The organism is Paenibacillus sp. FSL K6-2862 (assembly GCF_038005125.1).
GTDB classification, from domain to species: Bacteria; Bacillota; Bacilli; order Paenibacillales; family Paenibacillaceae; genus Paenibacillus; species Paenibacillus illinoisensis_A.
On record NZ_JBBOSN010000001.1, the window covers coordinates 1261629 to 1285014 of the forward strand.

General features: G+C 50.2%; 27 protein-coding genes. 25 read left to right on the plus strand and 2 right to left on the minus strand.

All coding sequences use genetic code 11. From position 1 onward, the window contains the following. Positions 1-20: 20 nt before the first annotated feature. Positions 21-467 carry a helix-turn-helix transcriptional regulator gene (locus tag MHB82_RS05705; protein ID WP_341176590.1) on the minus strand — a complete coding sequence of 149 codons (447 nt, stop codon included), beginning with the start codon at positions 465-467 and terminating at the stop codon, positions 21-23. Positions 468-1154: 687 nt separating this feature from the next. On the opposite strand from MHB82_RS05705, the gene MHB82_RS05710 reads away from it, so the two are divergent. The 7 genes from MHB82_RS05710 to MHB82_RS05740 all read left to right on the plus strand — a co-directional run bounded on the left by MHB82_RS05710 (position 1155) and on the right by MHB82_RS05740 (position 7103). Continuing rightward, a complete protein-coding gene (locus MHB82_RS05710) occupies positions 1155-1637 on the plus strand; it encodes an ArpU family phage packaging/lysis transcriptional regulator (RefSeq protein ID WP_341174106.1) in 483 nt (160 codons plus the stop codon). 91 nt (positions 1638-1728) lie between these two features. Next, complete coding sequence (locus tag MHB82_RS05715; RefSeq protein WP_341174107.1) at positions 1729-3399, plus strand: GAF domain-containing sensor histidine kinase; 1671 nt, start codon at positions 1729-1731, stop codon at positions 3397-3399. Between the two features lie 19 nt (positions 3400-3418). Then, complete coding sequence (locus MHB82_RS05720) at positions 3419-4150, plus strand: response regulator transcription factor (RefSeq protein WP_341174108.1); 732 nt, start codon at positions 3419-3421, stop codon at positions 4148-4150. A 182-nt stretch (positions 4151-4332) separates the two neighbouring features. Further along, positions 4333-4908, plus strand: coding sequence for an NADPH-dependent FMN reductase (locus tag MHB82_RS05725; RefSeq protein ID WP_127538081.1), 576 nt, complete (start codon positions 4333-4335; stop codon positions 4906-4908). A gap of 16 nt (positions 4909-4924) precedes the next feature. Beyond that, positions 4925-5380 (plus strand): VOC family protein, encoded by a 456-nt coding sequence (locus tag MHB82_RS05730; RefSeq protein ID WP_341174109.1) that lies wholly within the window; start codon positions 4925-4927, stop codon positions 5378-5380. Positions 5381-5398: 18 nt separating this feature from the next. Next, positions 5399-6034, plus strand: a complete 636-nt coding sequence (locus MHB82_RS05735) for a VOC family protein (protein WP_341174110.1) — start codon at positions 5399-5401, stop codon at positions 6032-6034. A 118-nt stretch (positions 6035-6152) separates the two neighbouring features. Then, positions 6153-7103 carry a hypothetical protein gene (locus MHB82_RS05740; protein ID WP_341174111.1) on the plus strand — a complete coding sequence of 317 codons (951 nt, stop codon included), beginning with the start codon at positions 6153-6155 and terminating at the stop codon, positions 7101-7103. 120 nt (positions 7104-7223) lie between these two features. Here the strand turns inward: MHB82_RS05740 and MHB82_RS05745 are convergent, their stop codons facing one another. After that, entirely contained in the window at positions 7224-7697 is a 474-nt protein-coding gene (locus MHB82_RS05745) for a hypothetical protein (protein WP_341174112.1), read from the minus strand. A 332-nt stretch (positions 7698-8029) separates the two neighbouring features. Here MHB82_RS05745 and MHB82_RS05750 point away from each other — a divergent pair, with 332 nt between their 5' ends. From MHB82_RS05750 to MHB82_RS05835, 18 genes are all read left to right on the plus strand, one after another. Further along, positions 8030-9823, plus strand: a complete 1794-nt coding sequence (locus MHB82_RS05750; RefSeq protein ID WP_341174113.1) for a DUF4127 family protein — start codon at positions 8030-8032, stop codon at positions 9821-9823. A 469-nt stretch (positions 9824-10292) separates the two neighbouring features. Beyond that, on the plus strand, positions 10293-11249 hold the full coding sequence (locus MHB82_RS05755; protein ID WP_095360751.1) for a hypothetical protein: 957 nt from the start codon (positions 10293-10295) through the stop codon (positions 11247-11249). A gap of 69 nt (positions 11250-11318) precedes the next feature. Beyond that, positions 11319-11519: a hypothetical protein gene (locus MHB82_RS05760; protein ID WP_095360750.1), complete on the plus strand. Its 201-nt coding sequence runs from the start codon at positions 11319-11321 to the stop codon at positions 11517-11519. Further along, complete coding sequence (locus tag MHB82_RS05765) at positions 11519-12982, plus strand: phage tail sheath family protein (RefSeq protein WP_341174114.1); 1464 nt, start codon at positions 11519-11521, stop codon at positions 12980-12982. Before MHB82_RS05760 ends, MHB82_RS05765 begins: the two co-directional genes overlap by 1 nt. A 92-nt stretch (positions 12983-13074) precedes the next feature. Further along, positions 13075-13482, plus strand: a complete 408-nt coding sequence (locus MHB82_RS05770; RefSeq protein WP_095288940.1) for a phage tail tube protein — start codon at positions 13075-13077, stop codon at positions 13480-13482. Between the two features lie 165 nt (positions 13483-13647). Continuing rightward, positions 13648-14082: a phage tail assembly chaperone gene (locus tag MHB82_RS05775; protein WP_095288941.1), complete on the plus strand. Its 435-nt coding sequence runs from the start codon at positions 13648-13650 to the stop codon at positions 14080-14082. Between the two features lie 14 nt (positions 14083-14096). Then, positions 14097-14240, plus strand: coding sequence for a hypothetical protein (locus MHB82_RS05780; protein ID WP_181429881.1), 144 nt, complete (start codon positions 14097-14099; stop codon positions 14238-14240). 25 nt (positions 14241-14265) lie between these two features. Next, positions 14266-16062 (plus strand): hypothetical protein, encoded by a 1797-nt coding sequence (locus tag MHB82_RS05785; RefSeq protein ID WP_341174115.1) that lies wholly within the window; start codon positions 14266-14268, stop codon positions 16060-16062. Between the two features lie 54 nt (positions 16063-16116). Then, positions 16117-16746, plus strand: a complete 630-nt coding sequence (locus MHB82_RS05790) for a LysM peptidoglycan-binding domain-containing protein (protein WP_341176591.1) — start codon at positions 16117-16119, stop codon at positions 16744-16746. Then, complete coding sequence (locus MHB82_RS05795) at positions 16743-17729, plus strand: XkdQ/YqbQ family protein (RefSeq protein ID WP_341174116.1); 987 nt, start codon at positions 16743-16745, stop codon at positions 17727-17729. The genes MHB82_RS05790 and MHB82_RS05795 overlap by 4 nt, the downstream gene beginning before the upstream one ends. Then, positions 17722-18132 (plus strand): hypothetical protein, encoded by a 411-nt coding sequence (locus tag MHB82_RS05800; RefSeq protein WP_445671220.1) that lies wholly within the window; start codon positions 17722-17724, stop codon positions 18130-18132. The genes MHB82_RS05795 and MHB82_RS05800 overlap by 8 nt, the downstream gene beginning before the upstream one ends. Further along, the gene (locus tag MHB82_RS05805) at positions 18125-18580 is read left to right on the plus strand and encodes a DUF2634 domain-containing protein (RefSeq protein WP_341174118.1); all 456 of its coding nucleotides are present in this window, start codon (positions 18125-18127) and stop codon (positions 18578-18580) included. The genes MHB82_RS05800 and MHB82_RS05805 overlap by 8 nt, the downstream gene beginning before the upstream one ends. Positions 18581-18584: 4 nt before the next feature. Beyond that, the gene (locus MHB82_RS05810) at positions 18585-19724 is read left to right on the plus strand and encodes a baseplate J/gp47 family protein (protein WP_341174119.1); all 1140 of its coding nucleotides are present in this window, start codon (positions 18585-18587) and stop codon (positions 19722-19724) included. Next, on the plus strand, positions 19711-20310 hold the full coding sequence (locus MHB82_RS05815; protein ID WP_341174120.1) for a putative phage tail protein: 600 nt from the start codon (positions 19711-19713) through the stop codon (positions 20308-20310). The genes MHB82_RS05810 and MHB82_RS05815 overlap by 14 nt, the downstream gene beginning before the upstream one ends. Then, the gene (locus MHB82_RS05820; RefSeq protein ID WP_341174121.1) at positions 20310-21356 is read left to right on the plus strand and encodes a pyocin knob domain-containing protein; all 1047 of its coding nucleotides are present in this window, start codon (positions 20310-20312) and stop codon (positions 21354-21356) included. Before MHB82_RS05815 ends, MHB82_RS05820 begins: the two co-directional genes overlap by 1 nt. A gap of 25 nt (positions 21357-21381) precedes the next feature. Then, positions 21382-21813, plus strand: coding sequence for a phage tail terminator family protein (locus MHB82_RS05825; RefSeq protein WP_341174122.1), 432 nt, complete (start codon positions 21382-21384; stop codon positions 21811-21813). Between the two features lie 47 nt (positions 21814-21860). Further along, positions 21861-22070 carry a hypothetical protein gene (locus MHB82_RS05830; protein WP_341174123.1) on the plus strand — a complete coding sequence of 70 codons (210 nt, stop codon included), beginning with the start codon at positions 21861-21863 and terminating at the stop codon, positions 22068-22070. Next, positions 22070-23386, plus strand: a complete 1317-nt coding sequence (locus MHB82_RS05835) for a phage tail sheath family protein (protein ID WP_341174124.1) — start codon at positions 22070-22072, stop codon at positions 23384-23386. The genes MHB82_RS05830 and MHB82_RS05835 overlap by 1 nt, the downstream gene beginning before the upstream one ends.

Below are 23386 nucleotides of genomic sequence, written 5' to 3' on the forward strand. Positions count from 1 at the left end.
TGTAATCAGTTTTCCATGCCTCATTGGCGGCTGTTCGGTTCATCGTTTTTCTTGCGTTTGTTCATCTGCTTGGCTTCCCAGAATAGTCCGGTCAGCACATCCTTGATACGTTTTTTGTCCTCATCATCCAGTGGGATCCCGTCAAACATCAGATCATCTTCGTCCTCCAGCATTTTCTTGAAATCACGCCGGTCTTTATACGTTGCCCATTCGGGGATGTCCTGAGTGTCGCCTGCTGCGTTTGCTGCTTCGATGTACCCTGCCTGTTTCATCATATCGGCATAGGGAACGGAGAGGGCATCTGCCAATTTGCGGATCGTGGCGGGCTTTGGAACACCGCGGACTCCATTTTCGATGCGTGAAATTTGCGAGTTGCTGATTCCTGCTGCTTCGGCGAGCTGATTGATGCTATAGCTCTGCTGTTCCCGCAGTTGTTTCAGATAAGGACCAAAAGCGTGCTCCACAATTCATGCCAACTCCTTCAATTCGTATAAGCGTATTAAATAGATACTAAGAAACACTCCATGCCCTATGATCTGCTAGTGCCCCGTTCCGGATACGGATCGTTCTTCCAATCGCCGTTATCCCCAGATTTCTTTGATCCCTTATGAAAGGGAGAAATCCGGTGATAAATGCGAACGCTATCGCTTTTTCAGAATCGATTCCGTCTCCTCCACTACTTTCGCACTTCTACGGGGCAAATCATGTTCACATTAACATTCAAGTACCTTCTTAATATTTATAATAGAAAGTCGCTCATACGAGGGATCTGTAATTATCTGTACTATAACGTATATATACCATTAGGTAAAGGGAATTGAAACAATTATGCCAAAAGGTATAGAAAATAGGAGCGAGGGTTTTATTTTATCGTCAAAATGACCCAAAATGAAGGTTTACTCTAATCTCCAATAAGTGGTATCCTCAAATAGAAATACGAACAAGATGCGAACATAACATTAAATTCGAACGTTTTTTATGTACTGGAAACCGGAACACTCAAGGTATCAAGCCCAGTGGAAGTGATTCCAAAAGGCAACGCAGAAAACCTAGACAATGGCCGTTATTCTCTAAACAAACTGTATAACCTTAATAAAATGAAGTGAAACTTAGCAGATTGCTTTTATACCAAACTCTTAAGGAGGAGAATGAATATGGAATTATTGCTGCCTGAACTGGATCGACGCAAAACGCAATCGGCAGTGGAAGCCGCGCTGGAGAAATACCGGATTTATAAAACAATTGCCTTTGAAGAACGTGAGGTCATGGTCACGGCGAGTTACACGGAGCGTTTCCATGGGCCTACCAATGTCACAGGGGATTCGACCGCCAGAACGGCGATCTACAATGTGGATGTACAGCGTGCACGTCAGGCGTATTGCGATACGATTGACTACATCGTGTCTCGTCTGAGTGAGAAGGAGCGGGTACTGGTTTGTGAACGGTACCTGAAAGATGATGACGTGTTTGATTACAAGGTGTACAACCATGTATTTGATCCGCCGGTGAGCAAGGATACGTATACCAAAATCAGAACTCGTGCCTTCTATAAAATGGCCCTTGCCTTATCCGATCGGGGACTGATCAATGTGGAGCCGCTATCCATATCCCGCAAGAGCCGCCAAAAGCTTGGTTAAACAATAGGAAGTTCGTCCTTTAAACTCCTGAAATGATTGTATACAATAATGAAACAACAACACTTCGATGGAATAAAGGAGAGAAATCCGCATGCCGCAAGATTCCGGAATGCAGGAAATGTATACGCTAAAAACCATTGCGGAGACGCTGAACACATCCAATGATCTGAGCCCGATGCTGGATACGGTAGTAGGCAAGCTGCTGGAGCTGACAGGACTTACGACAGGCTGGGTATTTCTCATTCGTGAGGGCGGAGAATATTCATGTGTATCAGACTATAACCTGCCGCCGGCTCTGCTCCATCAAGACAAGGAGCCCATGCGCTGTGGAACTTGCTGGTGTGTAAACCGTTTCCGGGATGGTAGACTCGATAATGCCGTCAATATTATTAACTGCAAACGGCTTGAGGATGCCACAGAGCATCAGTGGGGAGATACGCGTGACATCACCCATCATGCAACGGTTCCGCTGCGATCGGGTGAGAAAATGATAGGATTGCTCAACGTTGCCGCACCAGGCAAAGAGCATTTTAGTGAAGGGGAGCTGGCGCTTCTGCAGGCAGTAGCCTATCAAATCGGAAGTGCCATGGAGCGCATGCGATTATATCGCGGCGAGCAGAGAAGAGCGGATCAGTATGCCAGGCTGGGGGAGTTCAGCAGAGCGCTGGGGATGGAACTGAACGAGTGCAGCAATGCTGACGATATGGCCAGGACGGTGGTCAAGCTGCTTGGACAGCATTACGAATGGCCATTTGTCGCCCTGATAGCTCAAAAAAATGGAGCTTTAAGCGTACAAACGGCGCATGCCAGTGGCTTGGAAGACTCATTGCTAGTGAACGAGATACCTCCAGAGACGGATCGCATACTACGTCGTGTGATTCAATCACATCGCGCCGAAATATTATCAGCAGACGAGATGGTAGAATTGTCTGAGGTCTGCGGCATAATGCCTCCCGTTTCCGTTATGTCTTCAGGTCTGGCTGCTGCCATACCACTCAGCCCTCCTGGGGAAACAGCCGTGCTGGTCGCACAGCTTGGTTCGCAAATGGATTCTCTACAGGCAGATCGGGAGGTGATTGATGCGGTGGCAGAACATATTACAGCCTCTTGGGAAAGTCTGAGACTCGTGGATAAGCGTCGTGAATTAACCCGCCTGGAGGAGCGAAACCGACTGGCTCGGGATCTGCATGATTCGGTAAACCAAATATTGTTCTCGCTCTCGTTGACCGCCAAGGGAGCAGAGAGCATGTTGTCCGGTACAGCAGAACTGCATCCGGCGGCTGAAGCCATGAGGGATATCCGTTCGTTATCCCAAGAAGCTCTGAAGGAAATGCGTGCGCTAATCATGCAGCTTCGTCCCGCCGGACTCGAATCCGGTCTGCTAAGTGCACTGCAGGAGTATGGTACGAGCCAGGGGCTGCAGGTCGTCGTCAACCGAACCGGCATGCGCAGCCTGCCTCGCAATATAGAAGAGGGGTTATGGCGAATTGGACAGGAAGCCCTGAATAATGTACGTAAACATGCGGAAGTTACAGCGGCAGATATCACTCTCCAGCTAGGGGATACCGAAGCCGTACTCATTGTTAAGGATCGGGGAAAAGGTGGAGCCAAAAGAAAGCAACCCCTGCCTGCCCGTTCACTGGGTCTGTCCATTATGAAAGAGCGGGCGCAGTCGCTGGGAGGCAAGCTGGATCTTATAAGTTCATCCCGTACGGGAACATCGGTAACGGTAGTTATTCCACTCCCGTCCGAATTGCGTTAATGTCAGGGGGAGACACAACATGCCGATTACGATTTTGCTCGCAGATGATCATGCCATGGTTAGACGGGGACTGCACGTTTTTTTGTCGACACAGACGGATATGAAAGTGGTGGGCGAAGCCTCCAATGGGCAGGAGGCGATTGAACAGGCAGAGAAGCTGCAGCCCGATGTGGTACTTATGGATCTGCATATGCCTGTGCTGGACGGGATCGAAACCGCCAGACGCCTGCGTACGATTTTGCCTGGAATTCGCGTTATTGTGCTGACGTCGTTTTCGGATCAGGATCACGTTATTCCTGCCGTGCGGGCTGGGGTCAAAGGGTATCTGATGAAGGATATTGAACCCGAGGATCTTGCCGTTGCGATAAGGAATGTGCATGCAGGACAGGCCCAGCTTCATCCTGCCGCGGCTGGCCAGTTAATGCATGTGATGGCTTCATCTGACATACAGTTAGAAGCGCAGGATACTGTACGCACAGATTCAACAGCATACGGGAAAGTACAGGATTATGAGAAGCTTAAGCAGCCTTTGCCGTTGGAAGAAACTTCACCGAGTCTGGATGCGCTGACCCGCCGCGAGCAAGAGGTATTGGCCCTTATTGCACAGGGACTCAGCAACAAGGAGATTGCGGTTCAGCTCGTAATTACAGAGAAAACCGTAAAAACACATGTCAGTCATCTGCTGGATAAATTGGGATTGGCCGATCGTACGCAAGCAGCCATCCATGCCGTGAAGAACGGCTGGGTCTGATTGATTCGAGCCCCTTCTCAGCCTAAAGTCGTAGAAACTCAACCGAAAGGTTGAGTTTTTTTGTGCTGCAAGTTAAGTCTATCTGCTGACGATTTGGAAGAAGAAGCAAGGTAAGATAGAGACAGAAGAGATAAAGGTTGATCATGGAATACTAACCAAAAACAGGTAGGAGCGTGACATAGATGAAGATCATCGTATTGGCAGGAAGCAACCGAAAGAATGCAACCAGTACACGTTTAGGGGAATATGCGGTCGAAGTCATGCGCAACCAGGGTCATGAGGCGAGCTTGTTTGATCTGTATCAGACACCCGTTCCATTCTATGCACCGGATGAGAAGCAGGCAGAGGATCACAACCTGGCAGAACTCAACTCGCGCATGCTCGCGGCGGACGCCATTATTTTATCAACGCCAGAGTATCACGGCAGCATCAGCGGGGTGCTCAAAAATGCGCTGGATCATCTGAGCCAGGCTCACTTTAGCGGCAAACCGGTCTTGTCGATCAGCTCTGCGGGAGGAGCGGTGGGGGTTAGCTCTCTATTGCAGCTGCAGGCCATCGTTCGCAATCTGCATGGGATTAATGCACAGGAATGGATCTCCATTGGGGGTGCGCAGCGCAGGCGGTTTGAAGCAACCTTTGACGGATATGAGGAATATGAAGGCAGCCAGGACATTGAGGACCGGATTCAGCGAGTGATTGGTTCGTTCCTGAGCCTGGCCCAGACATTAACATCTGCACGGAAATCATCCGAAAGCTGAGAAAGAGGTAATGCACATGATTAAAGGCATATTTGAAACCCATTTGAATGTAACGAATCTGGAGAGATCACATCACTTTTATGAAAAGATTGTCGGTTTGCCACATGCTTACGGGCAGAAGGAACGTGGTAACTCGTTTTACTGGATTGGTGGTGCGGGGAATGCCATGCTGGGGCTGTGGGAAAAAGAACCGGAGCAGGTGCAGCGGCAGCATTTTGCCTTTCACGTATCGCTGGAGGACATGAAGCATGCTGTAACGTATCTGGAGGATAAAGGGATTACAACGCACAACTTCCTTGATGATGATATCGGTGAGCTGTATGTATTCGGCTGGATGCCGGCTGTATCGGTATATTTCACGGACCCGGATGGACATTCTCTTGAATTTATTTCCATGCTTCCGGATGAAGCGAAGCCGGAGCTGGGTATGGTGCCATGGAGTACATGGGAGAAGCTGCACGGACGGGCGTGATCGAGAGGAGGCAGTCATATGCTATTTGAAGAAGTAAAGCTGCATACCGCCCGTTTGGAAGAGATTAAACATTTCTATAGGGATACGCTCGGACTGAAGGTGACCTCTGACTCCGATTCTTCATTTACACTGCAGATCGGATGCACAAGAATGATATTTGTCCACAGCGAGACGGTTCATGAGCCCTTCTACCACTTTGCCTGGATGATTCCGAAGAATCGTTTTCAGGAGGCCAAAGCCTGGGCAGCGGCACGCGTAGAGCTCAGTACGCAGGACGGAGAGGATGAAACCTTTTCAGAGAACTGGAATTCCCATTCACTTTATTTCGAGGATCCCGCTGGTAACATTCTGGAGCTGATTGCTCATCACAATACCCATCATAAGAGTGAACGCCCTTTCTCAGCAGAGGATCTGCTGCAAGTGTGCGAAGTAGGGCTTGTATCGGAAGATGTATTGTCCACAGTGGGAGAATTGGAGCGAATGGGCTTAAACCGATGGAGAGCAATAAGTAAAACCTTTGCCCCGGTTGGAGACGTGAGTGGTCTGTTTATTGTGGTAAAAAAGGAACGGATCTGGTTCTTTTCGGAGCAAAAAGCACAACGATTCCCGCTCGAAGTTATCGTGCAAGGTGTCGGCAGACTACAGTTTGGGTAAATGATTGAATCTGGGAAGCGAAACGGGCATATATGCACGATTTAATTCATTTTATAGAAGTAAACACAATGTAAACATGGTGTAATACATTTAAATTCGGTGAAGGAGTGATGACGTTATGGATCGACGTTTGTTGGAAGAGGGTCTGAGGGTCATCGTTTCGAGTCGGGAGCGTACAGGTGACCTGTGGCATGCCCACTATGGAGCAGGAGCGATTGCCGCTTATTTCTGGGTTCGGGAAAATCGTCTGTCTTCCCTTGCGGCGGGCAGCGTTACCGCAGAGGCGAAAGCCATGCTTCGCAAACACGGAGTAGATCAGGAGCCACAATCTGCCCGTGGTGAAATACTCGAACGGGAAGAAGCCGAGGCGCGGATCACAGAAGCGCTGGATCGTACGATTGGAGAACTTCACTGGGTTGGACACCAAGCAATCTATGGCGCCCTTACGCTGAAAGCCATCCGCGAGCTGGATGGTTGGGGCACAGAGCAGGATATCGAACGGATGGTGGAACTGATCGATTCGTTTGAGAAGACCATTCCGGGAAGATCGTGGCTGAACACAACGGTTAAGGAAATCCGCAGTCTGCAGATAGATGATACGGATGATTTTCCTCGAATTGACGGACCGGAGCAGCTGTCCCGGTTGACTCTGGATGAGCTGGGTGCTTTCCCGGCGATCTATCAGGCCGAGTCCCATCATGATCTGATCGGTCATATGCTGACCTACGGCCATGCACTCAATATCTTGCATGAGCTGGGTTATCCAGCACTGTTCCACAAAGGAATTCCACCGTTTCTAACGATGATAAAGGCCCTTCGATTGAGCCGGGAAGCGGTAGGTGAAGATGGACAGTGGACATTGCAATCTCCGGTTGACGTGCTGCCGCTCGTTCCGGCCGAACGTTCGACGGCTCTGCCGCACGAGCTGGAATACTGGCTCACCGACCGTCGCTCCCGCGATTGGAATGCAGGCCATGTGTTCAAATTTCCGTTCAGCTTCTATCATCATACAAGAAACGGCAATTCGTTCCCGGAGAGCTGGGAAAATTTCCGGTATATTATTGCGTAAGAATAAATGTTAAGACAATCGCTCAGGGCATTTAAGGATGCATGTTATGCGATGGCAAACATATAAATGATGAAGAGCACTGCCTGAAATGGCTGGTGCTCTTTTTTGGTTTTAACGAGGCTAGAACTTAAGGATAAACAGGATAAGAATGACACCGGAGAAGAGTAGGAAGGGACGTTTCATGGAAGGATTGTGAGCAGCCCAGACACCCCAGGAACTCATAACTGCGATACTCTCCCAGAGCACTAATAATGGGATGCCATCAGGTGTGAACGGAAAAGATAGTCCTGGCAGCCGGGAAGTTCCTGAACCCATAAGAACAGCAGTCATATACACGGGTATAAGGGATAGGAGCATATAGAGCAGTGTTTGCAGCCAAAAGAAATAGATCTTAAGCACACGCAAGAGGATGACCGTAAGCAGATAAAACAGTATAACAACGGACGAAAATGTTGCAGCAGTCCATCCAAGAAGGGGGACAGTCCATACGTTCGTTTCCTGATAGAGAATGTACATCATCATGGTGTACATAACGGGTCCTGCCATATAACAGGGTATGGCTATCCACAAATAGAACCAATCCGATGTTTTCATGATATCCATCCTTTTCACAGTCTTGTTTATATGTACTAAACGTACAATATAAGCATAAAGTTTGATGATCGTAACAGAGATCACTTGGAACCGACTTTTTACCTCCCGGAGGGCGACGACAATCAGACGGAAACCGTACCTTTCACCGTCAGCAGAGCCGGAAAAAGGGTGTAAGATTGTATTATCGGATTAGCAGCAAGGGACACAGCCGATAGCACATACGCTAATGTACAGCCGGCCTGGGGGCCGGTTTTTTGATGCGGTGATGGTGAGCCTGCTCTAATCGGGTACTTAATGTAAGACTGATTTTAATAAACAGGAGGTTACGTGATATGAAAACCGTATTGTATGTTCCACTGGATGACCGCCCAGCTAACTTGGATGACGTCATTGTTCAAGGGAAGGCAGCAGGCATCCATATCGTTACGCCGAACCTGGGTGATATTCAAAACCGACTCGATTCGGAAAAAATGACAGAAGGCACAACACTGCTTGGCACATCTGCACCTACGTATGGTATTCCGACCAACATTTATACGTTTATTCTGCAGCATGCTGCCCAAGTCGATGGATTCATTATCTCATCTGATATGTTGGCCTATGGCGGTCTGATTGGCAGTCGTCAGCTACGGGAAGACGGAGGAGACGCTTATCCGGACTACGATGAAGAAACGACGCGTCTGCTCAATGTGATTCAAGTGATCAAGGAGAAATATCCGCGTAAACCGGTGTATGTCATGGATACGGTAATGCGGCTGGCGACCACGTCATTTGCAGACGGTCTTGCGCTCGACGCCTACAACGAGTCCCGTGCACTTATGCAGCAGCCGCGTCAGGCCTATACCGAGTTTGAGGACATTATTAACGGCTACAACCTGTCGCCAGATGGTGTGGAGTATGGGGAAACGACTTTTTTCAATAAAGAGCAATACTACAACACCAGACAGCACAAGTTCAAAACAAACCTGTACATTCTGGATCAGCTGGCCCGCAAAGGGTACATTGATTTCCTCGCTGTAGGTGTCGACGATGCGAATACACAGGGGGTTCAGATTAACGAGATTAACTATGTAGAAGCACGAATTAACGAATGGCTGGGGGGAACTGACGGACAAAATCCCGAACGGGCCATCATCCTTCCGGATGCGGACGGTCTCGGTCATGCCCTTGTCGCGCGGATGGCGAATCAGCTGCTGCGAGGCGGAGCGAAAACACGTTACGCTGTGAATTATTACGGCCCTCACGGCTCCACAATTATTAATACCTATGAATATATGGATGTTCACGAGAATGTAGCTCGCCATATTGATATTGTAGGCGGGGTGCTGGTAGCGGATGCGGCTTACCCAGGAGATGCTGAGGGAACCACTTCGCTTGATATGTCGTCGGAACTGGATCGCATGACAAACAAGCCTTCAGGAAAGCCGGGACCAAAGCCAGGTGTGGATATCGAGATTATCGCGATTACGGCCCTGGATCAGGTCCAAGCCGCGGTTGAACGGCTAACGAGTATTAGTGAGCAAGGATTGCCGGCGGTGCTGATTGATTTTGTCGGAAAAGGACCAGCGAATGTGGATGTAGCGGAAGCGCTGCTGAACAGTCCATATACCGGCCGGGTTCTGGGTTATAGTGCCTGGAATACACCGGGGAACAAAATTGGCCTTGCGGTAGGCATGGGACAATCCCGATATGCTTTTGTCACCACAGAAAAGCGCGCTTCTGCTCTTCACGAAGCTGTTGATGCGCATGGATCATTGCTGTTCAAGCGGTTCCTGAAAGATTACTACTATAAAGCGGTAGCGATCGCAGATATCCGCACGTACTCCAGAGCTCACGCGCTCTATACCAATGTGGCTACCCTTGCGGACCAGAATATGGTGCTGTTCAATTCCGAGGAAGATTATGCTCACCTGCAAACGCTGCTTCGGGATCTGATGCAGACGTACACCGCGGGTCTCGCAAGCAAAACGGCCTTTGCTCAAGGTAATGTGGCGATCAAGCAAATCCGCGACTGTGATGTGTTGTATGTGAAATATTGCAATGCTGCACTCGACTATGCCAATCCGGATTTCATCTGGGGACGTGCATTTGAAATTACATTGAGTCCGCAAGTTACGTTGAGATAATGTGAACCTATAATCTTTACACTAGACCACTACGTTTGCAGAATCATCTTACGATCACTGTTATCCCCGGCTTTTTGTGATTCCCTTCTCTAAAGGGAAAAATCCGGTGATAAACGAGACCGCTCTACTTCTTCAGACTGATTCTGCACTCTCGTTCTCGTGTAAATGCTTCAGTTCATCTTATTGTGAGAAACGTGGACTCGTCTTTTTTCCGCCCCAGACACTCCCTAAACCGCACGGAAGTCATCCGATTCACCGTCCGCACTAGGGAGAAAAGGGTGTAAGATTGTATTATCGGATCAATCGCAAACGGACACACACCGAAAGCTCATACGCTTATGTACAGACCGGCCAAGAGGCCGGTCTTTTTGATGCGGTGATTCGTGTCCGGCATTGATCACGGTATTTATCATTTACTCAGTCACTGAGATCAAGGGGGAGTCAGGCGCTGCCGCATGGGCGCTGCATCATGCGAGCAGATGACAAACTTGCAGCTGAAGGGGGCGAAATGAATGTGTCTATCCAAAGTGAAACAAACACTGCAGCTACAGGAAGAAGCAAAATGAGTGTGGCTGTTAGACAGACGCTGAAGCAAAAGCTTGCAGCACTCGTTCCGGCCTGGGAAGGCCGGGTGCTGGATGTGCCTGCACAGGGTGAGGTTCTGACAGGGCCTTGTGTGGTTGTTGCTTTCGCTGAAGAAGTGCCCAAGTCTGCTTGGGCAGGGTACCGACGAATTATTAAAATCTCTCCGTACGTTCGCCTGGAAGATGGAGGAGCAGAACAGTTGGAAACGTGGTCCGCGGAGCTGGTAAAAGGACTTCATCAGGTACGGCTGGAGGACGAGAAGGGTGCAGCGTTTACCTGTATCTATTTTGGTTCATCCGACTGTGACCGGGTGAACGCCGGATCAGGCATGTTGACGCGAAGTCTGCGGTTCGGGATGTATATTCCTGAATCCACCGATGACCATGCTGTTCCAGGTACACCGGATTCCTGGATGGCTGCGCTTCAGGACTGGACACAGTCAGCGCTTGGCTCCGAATGGTCCGTGTATGGTGACGTCTGGCCTGGAGGTTATGAGGCACCTTCCGTGCTGTGGCGATTGACGGGTTACAGCTCAGCTGCAGCCGGCACTTCGGCGCTGGAGATGCGAAAGCAGTGGACGGGACATGTTGTGACTCCCGATGAAGGGGTCACCCGTCATACCGTTACACGTCTGGTCGAACAACTGGCTGTACAGACTCGTATTGCTTTGGCAAATACAGAGGATACCCGGTACCTGACGGTGGAGGAAGTTTCAGCTGATTTGCAGGCAGATGCCTACCTGAACGGGCAAATTCGTCTGACGCTGCAGCAGCGATCTCGTCGTCCGGGGATGGATGTGCCGTTGATCCGCGAGATTCATCACAGTAAGGGAATGGAATAGTCAAGAATGGCAAGGAACCGTTCCTAGGGTGGAAAAGTATTTGAAATTCAAAAATGAGGTGAAGTGGCAATGGCAAGCACCGTGAAAAAAAGCAAACAGGCTGACCCGCAATATACGCGGGCGGAACTGATGAATCATGCGGAAGCCCTCTTTGCCGTTAAGGCAGAGGTGCTGCATGGTGCGCTGTACGAAGCAGCGCAGCAGACGTTTTCCATTGAGGAAACACAAGTAAGAATCAACCAATTTATGAAAGCGAAGGTGAAGGGATAATGGCAGGTGGAACATGGGAGCAAACGAATCGTCCGGTCCTTCCGGGCTTATATATGAATTTTCAGGCGGCAGCATCTTCAGCCATTCAGGCTGGCAATCGGGGAACGGTTGTCGTTCCGGTCAAGGCGAACTGGGGTCCGGTGGGAACCTTTGTGGAGGTTGGCAGCGAAGCGGCGATTGAACGTATTTACTCTGCACATACGCTGGATAATGGGACAGCCTATACTTCTTTGAAGCTCGCTCTGCTGGGTGGTCCGAAAAAGCTGCTTGCCTATCGGGTAGCAGGCGCCACGGCAAAAGCAGCCAGTCTAACGTTGAAGGACAGCAGCGATGCGGACGTACTGCAGCTGGATGCCAAGTATCCGGGAGATCGTGCGAACGGATTCTATGTCACCATTCAGCCTGGTGTAATTGATAACACGAAGCATGAAGTGCGTCTGTTTGAAGGGAACCGGATGCTGTATGCACTCCTGACCGCGGATATCTCGGCAGCATCACTAGCCAAACAGATGAATGAGGACGAGCGCAATGAGTGGGTAACGGCTCAGGCGATTGGCGATGGTACGGGTGTGGTTGCGACCGTGTCGGGTGCGGCTTTCAAAGGTGGTGCCAGCGGTAACGATGACCTGACCAACGCGGAATATATTGCGGTTCAGGGTGCACTGGAAGGCCAGCAGTTCGACGTATTGGCACTGGATCATGCAGCAGATGCACCTATGCTGGCAAGCTTCGCGGCTTGGGTGAAACGTGTTCGCAGCGAGGGAAAACCAGTGATGGCCGTATTTGGCGGTTCGATCGCAGATGATACGTCTGCAACCGCTGCACAGAAGGCAGCCGCCCGTTCACTAACTTTGAATCACGAAGGTGTGATCAATGTGGGTACCGGTGTGCGTCTGGGGGATGCGTACTACAGTTCGGCGGAAACATCCGCTTATGTCGCGGGTCTCATCGCTGGACAACGTTTGAATGAATCGACAACGTACGCTCCTTCACCGTTCGATGATGTCACACGCCGCTGGACTCGGGCAGAGCAGGAACAGGCCGTACAAAATGGCGTATTTATTTTCTTCCATGATGGCCGCCAAGTGAAAGCTCTTCGCGGTGTAAACACACTTGTGACGCCTGCTGCCGGACAAAATAACGCATGGAAAAAAATCCGTTCCATTCGTGTGATGGATGCGATTAACACAGACTTGCAACGCTCTGCGGAAGATACGTATATCGGGAAGGTAAACAATACCGAGGAAGGACGCCAGGCGCTGATCGGTGCAATGAAAGCTTATCTTGCGCTGCTCGCACAGAGCAATGTGATTGAGGCTGAGGGATATGATGTCATTCTCGACCCAGCCTATTATGGCGCAGCCCCAATCCTGAAACCGGAGGCAGATCAGGTATTCCTGCAGTGGAATGTGAAGCTGACCGATGTGATGGAGCAGTTGTTTGGTACATTTTACGTGCAATAAGTAGTGTAGAAGAGCAGGGCGAGAGCTTTGCTTAGTTTGGTAATGAGTTGAATTTGTTTTTCATTTGAAAAGATCCCAAGGAGGAATTGTACATGTTGGATGCATCAAGAGTTATTCTCGGTACCCATGGTCAGCTGCATATGGATGGAGTGTGGCAGACGAATATTAACAAGCTGGAAGCCAGTGTGGAGATTGAAAAACGTGAGCTGAATCTGGTCGGCAATGACTGGAAAGTTCACAAAAATGGTGCGAAAAAAGGAACAGGCACCATGACAGGTTACAAGGTTACTTCCGACATGATCCAGCGCGGCTTCACCAAGTTCCAAATCATCTCGAAGCTGGACGATCCGGAGTCGTATGGACACGAGAGTGTTCTGTTGAAGGGCTGCATGGTGGACAAAATCCAGCTCGCAAACTGGACAGCGGGTGAGGAAGTACCGGAGGAAACGGGCTTTACGTTTGAAGGGTTTGAATTGTTGAACCCGATTGTTGCCAACTAAGATCTGGACAGAATCTATAATGAAATTTGTCTGATCGAGCAGATGAGCAAGTTGACTTAACAAAATAGGGGCACACATGCAGGCTGAGAGAATCTCAGTCTATTTGTTGTCCCTAATTGTTGAGATGAGTTACCCAATTGTGAAATGAGAAGGAGATTGCGCTCTATGAGTATGAATGAAAATATGTCCGAAGAACAGATTTTGGATCAGCTGTTTGAAGCAGCAGAACGTTTGCCAGAGGAGAATGTGCGCATTCAGCGCCTGGATCTGCTGTTAACCTTGCGTGGACTGACGTCCTCCAAAGTGGATCAGATCCGCGAACGCTGTACCATCCGTAAAACGACCAAGGGCCGTACCGAGGAGAAGGTGGATACCGAAACCTTTAACGCACTGTTGATCTCCGAAGCCACGGTGAAAATGAATGTCCGCGGTCTGGAACTGTCCGGATGGGGAGATAACCGCATTACAGGCCGCATGAAGCTGTCCGGTGGAGAACAGGCGGTTCGCCGCATGCTGCTTGCGGGTGAACTGGATGCCGTAGGCGACAAGGTACTGGAGCTATCCGGCTTCGGTGTGGAGATTGAAGACCTAAAAAACTGATTCACTCCGGCGGGATGACCACGTTCCTATATCACATGTGGGTTCGTCACCATCTTCGTCCCGGAGAGTTTTGGGCTTTACCGCGAGGTGAACGCTCACTGTTGATTGCATTCTCGGAAGAGGAGATGGCAGCGCTGACTTCGCAAATGAATCGATAATTAGCTTGGACAGGAGGTGAAAGAAATGGCAGAAATGATTGTGGGTTTATCCAAATCCAACGCGGAGATGCGTACAACCATCCGTTATCTGGATCAGATTCAGCGTTCGACCGAACGTCTGGGCAGAGTTCGCTATCAGAGTCTGATTAAGGTGAACAATGAATTGAGGACAACCGGACGCAGGCTGGAAAGCATCTATAGTACGGCTGTTCGGTTGAGCAGGCTGCGAATCACACCGAAGATCGGATTGGATGATCAATTAAGCCCGGCATTGGACCGTGCACTCGCGAAACTGAATAGTTTCCGTAACCAGATGGTGAAGGCTTCGGGAACAGTTTCGGTAGAGGTGAAGCAGAAGGTTGAAGTGGCGATGGGGAAGTTGAGTCCTGCATCGAGCGGGCCTTCGCTGTCTCTGAACATTGGGAGCAATAATAATACGGTAAAGAACGCACCGAAGGAAGAAGATGCTAAGGGATTCTGGGGGAAAATGCAAGAAGTAGTACAGAACGTAAATGATTATCTAGATGCAGCAAATAATGCAACTGATTTGATTGGAAAGTTTAAAAATAAGTTCGGAGGATCCAAGAAAGATAAAGGCTCTGCCTCTCAATGTTGCTGCTGTTCTGGAGGAAGTCTTGTAGGAAGGCTTTCAAAAGGTGGAGCTAAAGGTGGCAAAACCAAAAATGCAGGTGGTGGCAGTGCTAAAACTGTAGCCGCAACAGAGGGAGGAAAAAAAGGCCCATACAAGAGCGGTTCCAAGTCCTACCAAGAACGTGCGACTGGAACTGTAAAAACGCCCGCTTCTGATCCTGCGAAAAAAATCATAACCAACATCTCTGATGCTGAACAGAAGAAGTTGAAAGTGGACTTTGATCAAAAATTGAATCCGAATCGATTCGGATTTAGCGCAAATGCACCCTCAGGTTCGCCAATGTCCAATATGTCTTCGGGCAATGGTTTGTTCAGCAAACTGAGCGGGGGACTGGCGAAGGGAGCGGGTAAACTTCTTGGACCAATTAGCATGATTGCCGATGTAGCGAATGTTGCCACTGCTCCTCCTGAGGAACGGGGCAGAGCAGTCGGATCCATGATCGGTGGAACTGCTGGTACAGCGATTGGTAGCGCCATTGGCAGTTTTATTTTACCTGGGATCGGCACGTATATTGGGGGTGCATTAGGTGGATGGGCCGGCAGTTCCGCGGGAGGCTGGATCGGGGACAAGGCTAAAGATATTGGAAACTTCATGTCTAACGCCACGGAAGGTGCAGGCAAAGCGTTGTCGACTGCAGCGGATTTTGTTTCTGAAAAAACGAAGAACATGGTGAGTGGCATATCCGATTTCTTCGGATTTGGTTCCAAAAAAGAAGAAAAAACCGTCTCAGCTACAACCGTTGCTAACCCAACTCCAGTACCCACTGGTCCCTCGATGCCCCCGGCTTATATTCCATCTGCGCTCACCATAACTGGGCCTATGGCTTATACGAACAGCATGGGCGGTCAATCCACGACTGCCGCTCTTATGGGAACAAGTGTGATGCAGTCCCAAGCAATGGCGCTGGGTAACGGTTCTCAGTCGAATGGCAAATCGTCTACGATGACGGTACAAATATCAGAAGAACAGATGAGCAGTCTGGCCGGTTACCTTAAGGATTTTAAAACCGAAACGACCAACCAGATCGCCGTCAACGTGCCTCAAGGGGCTGTGCAGGTGACTGTCCGTGAAAATGCCATCGACTACGATGCGATCACACATCAAGTTGGACAGCGAATTTCGGGAGAGTTCCGCCGCGCGATGGAAAACCGTAAAACCATTATGGCCTAAGCTGAAAGGAGGCCTGTTATGAGTGTAATTAAAGACAATGTGGAAGGAATCCGAATGGAATTCACCCTGAAGGATGGAACAACATCGTTCAGATTCCCGGTGAAGCCGGAGGAGCTGACAATATCAAGGTCCAAAGGGTATGAAACGATCAATATGCTGGAGTATGGCGAGTTTGATTTTGCACAGGGAGAGAAGGTGAAGGAGATCACTTTCTCTTCTTTTTTTCCAAAAGAATATGACGCTTCCTATTGCATGTACGAGCCTGTACCCGACCCGCGGGTGGCGATGAATATCCTGAATACGTTTCTCGTATCCAAAAAACCACTTCGTTTCATCATTTCCAACACAGGGGTGAACGTGCCAGTGTATCTGATCTCGCACAATACGACCTTTCGGGGCGGTGAGAGTGGGGACATTTATTTTGACATTACGCTGCGCACCTGGCGGGATTCCAAAGTGGAGAAGATCGGCGCGTCGACAACAGGAAGCAAGTCGGGTTCTCGTACCGATCTGAAAAAGAGCAGCAAGACCTACACCGTCAAATCTGGTGATTCTCTGTCCAAAATTGCAAAGCTTGAGCTGGGCAGCAGTTCCAAATGGAACGAGATCTACAAGCTCAATGTGAAAACCATTGGCAGTGATCCGAACCGGATTAAGCCCGGACAAAAGCTGGTGATGCCATGACCTACAAGGTTATTGTGGACGACAAGTATGACCTTACCAAGCTGGTGGAGACGATTACGCTAAAGGATTCACTCGATCAGATTGCCTATCAGGCGAGTATCCGGCTGGCGGTGTCGGCATCTTCCGGGTTGCCCGCGATATCACCGGGGATGGCGGTGCGGATCAGTGGGGTTCCTTTTGGTGAAAAATCCATGGTTCATCTGCTGCATCCTGCGGTCATCTGGGAGGTGGAAAGCTCCAACAGCGGCACCAAGCGGCTGTCTCTCACGGTGTACGACCGGATGATCTATCTGGAAAAATCGGAAGACGAGTTCCTTCTGCCCAAAGACCAAACGGCCACGCAGCGGCTCAAAACGTACGCCAAAGAGTGGAAGATTCCATATGGAACACTGCCAGACACCAAAACAAAGCTGGGCAAAGCGGTATATCGATCGCAGACGATCTTTTCGATGATGTTTGCGGATCTGAAGGAAACAGCCAAGTCTGGTGGAGACATGTATCATCCCCGGATGACGCCTGGCGGGCTGCAGCTGTTCAAGGTAGGCAGCAATGTGAAGGTGTACGAGCTGGATCGGCTAATCGATCTGTCCCAGATGCGTACGCTGGAGGGTGCAGTCACCAAAGTTAAAGTCATGGCTGCATCGGAATCCAGCAGCGGCAAGGAAGTGCCATCGAAAGTGCTGGCGATTGAGCAGGATGGTGTGGAGGAACTGGGCACCTTGCAAAAGCTGATCGAGGACGATCAGGTCAAAACGGCGGCGGCAGCCAAGAAGCTGGCAAAAAGCCGTCTGACAGGCATCCAGGAGACGTTTACCGTTTCCGCGCCGGATGTGAACACGATTCGCGCCGGAGATGCGGTACTGCTCAAAGGCCTGAAGCTGATTGTCATGTCCGTCAGCCGAGACCTATCTGCTGGGCCAGGTACGATGACGCTAGAGCTGGGCACGGCGGAGCTGGTGAAAAGGAGGTATTACCTTGAATAAGGAAGATCCGTATGGGCATTTTGCCGAGGTTATGCGGGGCGCGATGAGTACGCATACCCGTCAGGCCGTGAGCGGCATGGGCGCGGTGCTGGGTACGATGACCTCAGCCGGCGTGAAGCTGGATGATTTCAAGCACGAAGTGCAGGACTATCTCGTGGCCGAGCTGCCGGGCACGCTTGGATTGCCGGAGCGCGAGGCTGTTGGCGCAATCTCCGGGATACCTGACGTGGCGAATGGCGGAACGACGGGCACGGGAAGGTTTCTTTTGCAAGAAGAGAAAGTGGAAGAAGTGATATGGTCTCTGGGGAAAGGCTTGAAGGCTGGGGACCGTGTGCTGGCGATGCGGGTGAATGGTGGTAACGACATTGTGGTGCTGTGTAAGGTGGTGAGTGCGAATGCCTAGTTTGTTCCCGGAAACGGGTGTGGTCTGGGGAGATGAAGAGGATCTGTCGGGTGCGACTTCGGAAGAGGTGCGCTTTGGACGGGGCTGGCGATTCGATTACGATGCGGGGGATTTTGTGCTGACCCCAAGTGGCAAAGTGGCTGCGGCAGGTCCGCAAGAAGCCTGGGTGCAGTGGTGCATCAAGGCGGTGAAGACGCCGCGGTACAGACATGTGATCTACTCCCGGAACTATGGCTCGGAGGTGGAAGAGCTGGTGGGTCAGGGTGACAGCCGGGGTGTTATGGAAAGTGAGATTACCCGAATGGTGACAGAGACGCTGCTGGCTGATCCACGCACGGATTCGGTAGACCAGTTCACGTTCGATTGGAACCTAGAGCAGTGCATGTTCTCGTGCCGGGTGGCGAGTGTACAGGTAGAGATGTTTATTCTGGAAAGTGAGGTGATCTGACGGGATGGCTGAGATTCCGCGTTATTTGGAGGACCAGACTGAGGAACAGATAATGCAGCGCATGCTGGATCGTCTGCCCGCGGATTTGGATAAGTCGGAGGGATCGTTTCTGTGGGATGCGGAGGCTCCGGTTGCGTTTATGCTGTCTGAGGCGGCGCTGTGGGCGCACGAGCTGCTTCGGCGAGGGTTTGCCAGTACAGCTGCGAGCCGTGACCCGAATTTTCGTTCGGAAGAGCTGGATCTGCGGGCGGGAGAGCATGGTATAACACGGCGGGCCGCGGTGGCGGCACAAGGCACGGTTAGGTTCACGGGTACACCGGGGAAAGTGGTGCCGGCGGGTACAGTTGTGGCTACGCTCGCGGATGAAGTATCTGGTGAAGCTTCGCTGGAATACGAGACCGTTGGGAGAGTAGAGCTTGGAGAAGATGGATTAGGTGTAGTTGGTGTGCGAGCGCTCGTTGCCGGAAAAGAAAGCAATGTGCCGGTTGGTACCGTGACCGTGCTGTCCACACCGGTAAGTGGCGTGACGTCTGTGGTGAACACGGACGTTATCAAAGGCGGTGCGGATATCGAGGCGGATACGGCGCTGCTGGAACGCTTTTATGCCAAAGTCCGCAACCAGGGGACAAGCGGCAACAAGGCACAGTATGTGCAATGGGCCAGTGAAGTGCCAGGTGTTGGCGCGACACGTGTAATTCCGTTATGGAAGGGGCCGGGCACGGTAGGACTGTATCTGCTGGATACGGACAAACGTGCTGCAGGCAGCGATCTGGTAGCGGCCGTGCAGAAGTATGTGGACCCGACGCAGGATGGTCAAGGTGAAGGCGTTGCCCCGGCAGGTCCGGTGGTGTCGGTCATGCCAGCCGAGGAAGTGCCCATGAACATTGAGGTGAAACTGACGCTGGCCAGTGATGCAACCTTGGCGGATGTCCGAGCATTGATCGAACGCGGGGTGACCGCGTATTTGAAGCAGCTTGCTTTTGCCGATCCGCTCGTGCGCTACACCCGTATTGCTGCAATCCTGCTGGACATTCCGCCGATCATCGACTATTCGGAGCTTACAGTAAATGGTGTGAGCGACCAGAATATCGAGATGACCGCGAGTCAGGTGGCGGTGCTGGGGACGGTGAATGTCCATGAGTAGTCTGCCGGGTGTTATGGATTCTACAATTACAAGCCCGAAGGGAAAAGAGTTGTTCTCGTATTTGCCGAGTTACTATGAGACTTCACGTGTCATGCTGGCGGATATGCAGTCCAAAGGTATCGAGATGGATCTGCTGTATCAGGCGCTGGATGAGACATTGGATCAGTTTTTTGTCCGTAAGGCGACGTGGGGATTGGACTTCTGGGAGCAGGAGCTTGGCCTTGAAACGGATCGCCTCAAACCCGTGGACCAGCGACGTGCCGTGGTGGAGTCGAAGCTGCGCGGTGCCGGGACATTTTCCGGAAGACTGGTTGCGAATGTGGCTGAGGCGTATGCCGGGGGCAAGGTGGATGTGACGTTTCAACCGGAGGCGTGGAGTTTTACGGTGAGCTTCATCGATACGATGGGCATTCCGCCAAATATCGATGATCTCAAACGCGCGATTGATGAACTAAAACCGGCCCACATGGCCGTGGAATATGAGTATCGCTATCTGGTGTGGGATGACTTGGATGGAAAACAGGTAACTTGGGATGAACTTGATGCTGCGTCCCTGACGTGGAATGAACTGGAGGTGTGGGCGTAATGCCACAAGAGACGGATCGATTGAAGTTACCTCTTCCCTTGGGGAATGAGAACGTAACCAGGGAGAGTATTAATGGGGTTTTTGAAAAGATTGATGCAGGTGTCGCGACACAAGCAGATTTGGATACGCTTCGTGAAGCGGTGAGCAAGATGGATATTCCCGATGCGTCTTTGACGCAGAAGGGGAAGGTGCAGTTATCTAGTAAGACGGATGGTACGTCTGAAACGGTGGCGGCGACGGAGAAGGCGGTTAGGGATGCGAGGTTTGCGGTGCTGAATGATGCTGAATCTTATGTTAATTCGAAGACATGGCAGAAACATAAACTATCCGGTGATAATGGTAGAGTTCAAAGACTTATTAACGGATTCGACCTTAACAGCTTGAACTACAATGGTATGTTTAACTGTCTTGGTCCGATAAACGGACCTTTAGGAAATATATCAACTCAGTGGTACTACATTGAGGTTATGGTTCATTCTGATAATGTTGGATACATCGTTCAACGTGCATCTAGATTAGATTCAATCACTTCTCCTACGTTCTATATGCGCATTTGCAATAATGGAACTTGGGGTGCCTGGAGTATCGATCTTTTTCAATCTGTCAGTGATGGGAAAACAGCAATCGCAGCCGCCATCACTGGCAAGGGAGTAGCAGCAACAGGCAGCGATACTTTTGTTCAATTAGGGGAAAAAATTAGGGGGATTGATGTAGGTAAAAAGTATGCGAGTGGTACAGCGAATTTTTCTCTGACGTATAGTAATCAAATGACAGTTCAAAATCTTTCATTTAAGCCGACCATAGTTGTGTTGAAAATTGGCCTTACTACATCTCAATATTCAGATGGTTCTGGTTCAGGTTACAGTACAGGAAATATGGCGATGATCGCTGATGGTAGAGCGATTCAATATGAGGATTTAGCTATTTCAATAAGGGTTGATAATGTACTTTTCGATGGAGGGTTTAGTCTTAATTCTAATATTCTAAAAAAAGGGAGTTATTACAATAGTGGAGTGACAGTCTATGGATGGATAGCAATAGGATAAATTTGCGAATGAGGTGAAGCGAACCATGACCACAAACCAACTAACCACAGCAATTGCAAACACACTTACGCAAAACTTCCCTAACATCCCGATCAACCTAGCAACTGGCCCAGCAAGCCCCGACCCAGATTTCAAAGGAATCACCTACCGCTTGCTATCCACTCAACTTACTCGAGAACGTAGCGATCGCTTTGTGCAATCCCATGCATATGAAATCCGCTGGCTCGAGACAGACAATATACCGGCAACCCTGCCTGACGAACTCTTTGAAGCGCTCGAAACAATCGACGTAGAGGGCACACCGTATCGTGCAACAGAGCTACGATGGGAGACGGAGAACAACAATCCGCGATTGCTGGTGTACTACACCATGCGAACGACCAAAGTGTCCGAGTCTGCTACGACCATGCAGCATCTGGAACAGCGACCCACCACACTTAAAGCAGCTAACGAATAACAACCAAATGGGGGATAACCTTGAAAGGAATGGGAGGCGTACTAGCAATGTTTACGAAGAAAGAGCCGGAAATTAATGCTCCGGAAAGCAACCAGACAACTAACCAGAAATACAGCAAAGCACAGTTCGCTGAATCCCGGCAGTTGAGCCGGATAGAGAAAGACATTCTGGTAGCTGTACTGCGGGAGAATGTGACATACACAGTAGAAGAAGCGCAGCAACACATCCAACAATTTATGAATGAGGAGGCCCAATAATGGCTGGAGGAACATGGACAACTCAAAACAAGGTACGCCCTGGCGTATATATGAATTTTGCATCAGAGGGCTCTTTGCCGGGGACGGTAGGAGAGCGAGGAACGGTGGCTTTGGCACTTCCATTATCATGGGGGCAAGCAGGTACAATCCTGACCATCCAGGCCGGTGAAGATGTACAAGCCAAGTTGGGATATGACTGGACAGCGCCGCAATTGCTGTTGATCCGCGAGGCATTGAAACGGGCACAAACATTACTTCTATATCGTTTAAATGCAGGGACACAGGCCAAGGCCACGCTGGGAGAACTAACGGTCACAGCCCAACACGGCGGTTTGCGAGGTAATGATCTGGCGGTTGTGGTCTCAGCCAATATTAATCAGCCGGACCAGTTCGATGTCACAACGCTGCTTTCAACGAAAGAAGTGGATAAACAAACCGTCTCGACCATTGAAGAGTTGGAATCAAATGCATACGTTACATTTACTGGCGAAGGTGCCCTTACAACAACAGCTTCACTTCCACTAACAGGTGGATTGGATGGCTCTGCAACGAACCAGGAGCATGCAGAATTCCTGTCCAAGCTGGAAGTACTGGATTTCAACACTGTGGGACTGATTTCTGACGATGCTACCCTCAAATCTGTATATACTGCATACATCAAGCGTTTGCGCGACACGGAGGGCAAGAAGGTACAACTGGTACTGGCAGATTACCCGGCTGCGGATCACGAAGGAGTGATTAGCGTCAAAAACGGCGTGGTGCTCGCAGACGGTACCGTTCTCTCCCCAAAACAAACGGTAGCTTGGACAGCCGGAGCAACAGCCGGTGCCAATTTGAACGAATCCCTGACCTTCCGTGCCTATGACGACGCTGTAGATGTTAATGGTCGATTGACACACAGCGAGACAGAAGCTGCACTGCGTAATGGTGAGTTTGTCTTTACAGCGAGCAGCAACCGGGCGGTGGTAGAGCAGGATGTGAACACTTTCCGTTCGGTAACACCGGATAAAGCACGTCATTTTGCCAAAAACCGTGTTGTCCGTGTACTTGATGGCATTGCCAACGACATGAAACGAATCTTTGAGTCCTATTACATCGGCAAAGTGAACAACAACGAAGATGGGCGCAGCCTGTTCCGCTCCCAATGTGTTACCTACCTGAAGCAGCTTCAGGATATCGGGGCCATTCAAAACTTTGACTCCAACACAGATATCACTGTGACTGCGGGAAATGAAACGGACAGCATTCTGATCGAAATTCAGGTTCAACCTGTGGATTCCGTTGAAAAAGTATACATGAAAGTGAAGGTGGTTTAA

Bases quoted from the DNA above. Each gene is read 5' to 3' on its own strand.
- MHB82_RS05790 (WP_341176591.1), top strand. From the start codon at position 16,117: ATGGAATTCACCCTGAAGGATGGAACAACATCGTTCAGATTCCCGGTG.
- MHB82_RS05715 (WP_341174107.1), top strand. From the start codon at position 1,729: ATGCCGCAAGATTCCGGAATGCAGGAAATGTATACGCTAAAAACCATT.
- MHB82_RS05770 (WP_095288940.1), top strand. From the start codon at position 13,075: ATGTTGGATGCATCAAGAGTTATTCTCGGTACCCATGGTCAGCTGCAT.
- MHB82_RS05825 (WP_341174122.1), top strand. From the start codon at position 21,382: ATGACCACAAACCAACTAACCACAGCAATTGCAAACACACTTACGCAA.
- MHB82_RS05775 (WP_095288941.1), top strand. From the start codon at position 13,648: ATGAGTATGAATGAAAATATGTCCGAAGAACAGATTTTGGATCAGCTG.
- MHB82_RS05755 (WP_095360751.1), top strand. From the start codon at position 10,293: ATGCGAGCAGATGACAAACTTGCAGCTGAAGGGGGCGAAATGAATGTG.
- MHB82_RS05805 (WP_341174118.1), top strand. From the start codon at position 18,125: ATGCCTAGTTTGTTCCCGGAAACGGGTGTGGTCTGGGGAGATGAAGAG.
- MHB82_RS05725 (WP_127538081.1), top strand. From the start codon at position 4,333: ATGAAGATCATCGTATTGGCAGGAAGCAACCGAAAGAATGCAACCAGT.
- MHB82_RS05745 (WP_341174112.1), bottom strand. From the start codon at position 7,697: ATGAAAACATCGGATTGGTTCTATTTGTGGATAGCCATACCCTGTTAT.
- MHB82_RS05835 (WP_341174124.1), top strand. From the start codon at position 22,070: ATGGCTGGAGGAACATGGACAACTCAAAACAAGGTACGCCCTGGCGTA.
- MHB82_RS05740 (WP_341174111.1), top strand. From the start codon at position 6,153: ATGGATCGACGTTTGTTGGAAGAGGGTCTGAGGGTCATCGTTTCGAGT.
- MHB82_RS05710 (WP_341174106.1), top strand. From the start codon at position 1,155: ATGGAATTATTGCTGCCTGAACTGGATCGACGCAAAACGCAATCGGCA.
- MHB82_RS05785 (WP_341174115.1), top strand. From the start codon at position 14,266: ATGGCAGAAATGATTGTGGGTTTATCCAAATCCAACGCGGAGATGCGT.
- MHB82_RS05735 (WP_341174110.1), top strand. From the start codon at position 5,399: ATGCTATTTGAAGAAGTAAAGCTGCATACCGCCCGTTTGGAAGAGATT.
- MHB82_RS05830 (WP_341174123.1), top strand. From the start codon at position 21,861: ATGTTTACGAAGAAAGAGCCGGAAATTAATGCTCCGGAAAGCAACCAG.
- MHB82_RS05815 (WP_341174120.1), top strand. From the start codon at position 19,711: ATGTCCATGAGTAGTCTGCCGGGTGTTATGGATTCTACAATTACAAGC.
- MHB82_RS05780 (WP_181429881.1), top strand. From the start codon at position 14,097: ATGACCACGTTCCTATATCACATGTGGGTTCGTCACCATCTTCGTCCC.
- MHB82_RS05795 (WP_341174116.1), top strand. From the start codon at position 16,743: ATGACCTACAAGGTTATTGTGGACGACAAGTATGACCTTACCAAGCTG.
- MHB82_RS05720 (WP_341174108.1), top strand. From the start codon at position 3,419: ATGCCGATTACGATTTTGCTCGCAGATGATCATGCCATGGTTAGACGG.
- MHB82_RS05760 (WP_095360750.1), top strand. From the start codon at position 11,319: ATGGCAAGCACCGTGAAAAAAAGCAAACAGGCTGACCCGCAATATACG.
- MHB82_RS05820 (WP_341174121.1), top strand. From the start codon at position 20,310: ATGCCACAAGAGACGGATCGATTGAAGTTACCTCTTCCCTTGGGGAAT.
- MHB82_RS05730 (WP_341174109.1), top strand. From the start codon at position 4,925: ATGATTAAAGGCATATTTGAAACCCATTTGAATGTAACGAATCTGGAG.
- MHB82_RS05810 (WP_341174119.1), top strand. From the start codon at position 18,585: ATGGCTGAGATTCCGCGTTATTTGGAGGACCAGACTGAGGAACAGATA.
- MHB82_RS05765 (WP_341174114.1), top strand. From the start codon at position 11,519: ATGGCAGGTGGAACATGGGAGCAAACGAATCGTCCGGTCCTTCCGGGC.
- MHB82_RS05750 (WP_341174113.1), top strand. From the start codon at position 8,030: ATGAAAACCGTATTGTATGTTCCACTGGATGACCGCCCAGCTAACTTG.